Genomic DNA, 2457 nt, shown 5'->3' on the forward strand with positions numbered 1-2457 from the left:
TTCGGCAGCACTGAGCGAACCCTTGCGATGAAGACATGGAAGTCCTGCATGAAAGTGCGAAGGAAATCAGCGGTGGTGTCATTCATGACCTCACCGTCATCGGTGATCAGCCCTGGTGTGAACTGGATGTAGGCTTCCGGGGCATTCATTTGGGGAGAGTTGCAGAAGCTAAGCACGCTGCGCAAATTCTGCTGGGCGACTGCTGTGCCTATGGCGCCCGGCGAGGTGCCGATCACCGCTGACGGCTTGCGTGTAAACGAGTTGGTGCCGTAGGGGCGGCTAGCCCAGTCGATTGCGTTTTTCAGCCCGCCAGGTATGGATCGATTATATTCGGGCGTGACGAACAGCACGGCGTCGACGGCCGCGATTGCCGCCTTGAATGCCTTGCCAGCCGGCGGGTAGTCGGCGTCATAGTCGTAGCTGTAGAGCGGCAGGTCCTTGAAGGATATCTCCGACATTTCAAGTTCGGGCGGGGCAAACCGCACCAACGCCTTGGCGAGCTTGCGATTGATCGAGGCCTTGGCGAGGCTGCCGATGAAATAGCCTACTTTATGTGTGGTCATGGCGTTCTCCAATATCACGCATGCCAAAGGAAGTATCATACCTAAGATTCATAGAAGGGTCTCTTGTCCTTTTGAGCCCAAGTAACTAACCGCCGACGAACGTGACCGTCTCGGCGAGCGGGGCGCGGCCCGTACGGGGAAAACTTACCGCGGGGTCCTCGTACCCGATCGACATGCCGCAGAAGAGGATGAGCTCCTCCGGGGGTGACAGGACCTCTGCGACCGTCTCGCGAACCTGCGACCACGCCATCTGCGTGACACTGTGCAGTCCTTCGGCGCGGAGTAGCAGCATGATGGTCTGCAGATACATGCCGACATCGGCCCATTGGGGCCGGCCCAAGTCACGGTCGATGTAGCAAAACAGGGCGGCGGGCGCGCCGAAACAGTTCCAGTTGGCGATGGCTGCCCGCTGCCGCGCCTCCCAGTCTTCGCGCGCAATGCCAAGCGCACTGTAGCGCTCCTTGCCGAAGGCGGATCGGCGCTCCGCGTACGGAGACTTCAGCTCGGTCGGGTACATCTTGTACTGCCGCTTGTCCCAAGGGTCGCCATGAGCCACGCGCTCGACGGCGTTCGTCTTGAGCTCGGCCAGCGGCGCGCCCGTCAGCACGTAGGTGTTCCACGGCTGGATGTTTGATCCGGACGGCGACCAAGCTGCGGCGGACAGCACGCGCTCAAGCACCTCCCTCGACACAGGCTCGTCCTTGAATGCGCGCACCGCCCGGCGGCTTGTGACTGCCTCATATACGTCAATGGTCGCCTCCATAGCGCCGGCCATTCGTTTCGGTCTATCGGGGTGTGAGGTATTGTCCATACTCATGGTCCTCTCCAATGAAAGAACACAAGGGGCAAAACGCCTTTAACTGACGGCTTTTCCTTGGGTTGGGTTATGGTTTGATCAGCGTTATTGCCGATCGGCTAAATCTCTTCCTTTCGCTGGACAGGTTGTTGCCGTCCTGCGGTTCTCGAACCAATCTCCAATGCGTGACCTGATGCGTTAGCTTCGGTCACAGAGTGACGTTCGGCTCCCGGTTTCCCATTCTCCTCAAGGAGCGCAACCCGGACCTGCCGGACTCGCTAGTAGACCATCAGGACAACCGGGATATCGTCGACGCGCCTTCCATGGGGCTTTCGCCGCGCAGCTCGTAAGCGCGCTGGTCACGCAGGATCTGGAAGGCGATCGTCAAAAGCTTGCGCGCGATGGCAACGCGCGCCTTGTTCACTCCTCTGATCTTCAGATGCTCGTATTGGGCGCGAAGCTGTGCATCGCTGGCAATGGCCGGTGCCCCCGCCTCGACGAAAGCCCAGCGCAGCCACTTGTTGCCCTGCTTGATGATCTTGCCGTGAAAGGTCTTGCCGCCGGAGGAATAGGTCGACGGCACCAGCCCGGCATAGGCGGCAAGCTTCTTCGGATTGCGGAATCGACCGACATCATCGTTCTCCGCATCGATCAGCCGGGCGAAGAACTCGCCGATGCCGGGGATCGTCTTCAACAGCTTCACATTGCCATTAACCTTGGTCATTGCCCGGATCGTCGCTTCCGACTGCTTGATCCGCACATCGATGTCGCCGATGAAGTCGAGACCGCGGTCAATCTGGATGCGGTCGATCTCCGAGACCTTGACCTGCGCCAGTTGGAGGCGGCCGGCCTTGCCGAACAGGTCGCCGAGCTTCTTCAGCTGCGCCGTCTGCTCCGGATAGCGATCAAACACCGTGACGATGCGGTTCTTTGTCATCGTCCGCAGCCGCACGTAAAACATCCGCTCACGAAGGGCGATGCGCAGCTCGCGGGCTCGCTCTCCAGGTGCCCAGGCCTCCGGCACCAGGTCGGCTCTGAGCAGGTGCGCCAGCACCGTCGCATCGATCTTGTCAGTCTTGATCTTGGCATCGGCGATCG

At 60.2% G+C, this 2457-nt stretch carries 3 protein-coding genes; all 3 read right to left on the reverse strand.

Translation table 11 applies throughout. From position 1 onward, the window contains the following. The coding region (locus C9413_RS31065; protein ID WP_170251402.1) for an NADPH-dependent FMN reductase at positions 1-563 on the reverse strand (563 nt) is incomplete at its 3' end. 85 nt (positions 564-648) lie between these two features. Beyond that, a complete protein-coding gene (locus C9413_RS31070; RefSeq protein ID WP_039846954.1) occupies positions 649-1314 on the reverse strand; it encodes a nitroreductase in 666 nt (221 codons plus the stop codon). 334 nt (positions 1315-1648) lie between these two features. Continuing rightward, a partial coding sequence (locus C9413_RS31075) for an IS110 family transposase (protein ID WP_170251403.1) occupies positions 1649-2457 on the reverse strand: 809 nt, incomplete at its 5' end.

Origin of the sequence: Rhizobium sp. SEMIA 4085 (genome assembly GCF_013004495.1) — a bacterium.
GTDB classification, from domain to species: Bacteria; Pseudomonadota; Alphaproteobacteria; order Rhizobiales; family Rhizobiaceae; genus Rhizobium; species Rhizobium gallicum.